The 389-nt window shown below is 36.0% G+C and carries 1 protein-coding gene and 1 pseudogene; both read left to right on the plus strand.

The window, feature by feature from the left end; all coding sequences use genetic code 11:
* A pseudogene (locus J7R05_RS08905) lies at window positions 1-181 on the plus strand (tRNA uridine-5-carboxymethylaminomethyl(34) synthesis GTPase MnmE); the annotation flags it as partial.
* A gap of 45 nt (window positions 182-226) precedes the next feature.
* Window positions 227-389, plus strand: a 163-nt coding sequence (locus tag J7R05_RS08910) for an FAD-dependent oxidoreductase (RefSeq protein ID WP_208541933.1), incomplete at its 3' end; no start/stop codon positions are given.

A 389-nucleotide genomic window follows, 5' to 3' on the forward strand; every position in this document is an offset into this window, starting at 1 on the left:
CCAATTATTAAAAGAAGCCGTTAAAGAAATTGATGCTTCAATAAAGCATATTTCTCTTGATTTAAGTTTACGTGCAGAACATCTTCGTCGTGCAAGTGATGCACTTGGACGAATCACGGGTGATATTAATGTTGAAGATATACTTGATGTTATTATTTCACAATTTTGTGTTGGTAAATAAATGATTCACGTGAAACTTTAAGATAGTTTGATATGGAATAAACAAATGCAATTGTATGATGTTATCGTTATTGGAGTAGGTCATGCCGGCTGTGAAGCTGCTTCAGCTTCAGCACGTGTTGGAGCAAAAACAGCACTTGTTACGTATCAAATATCAGAACTTGGTACAATGTCATATAACCCTGCTATTGGCGGACTTGGAAAAGGAC

The sequence above is a fragment of the Bartonella capreoli genome, assembly GCF_902813205.1.
Taxonomy (GTDB): Bacteria; Pseudomonadota; Alphaproteobacteria; order Rhizobiales; family Rhizobiaceae; genus Bartonella; species Bartonella schoenbuchensis.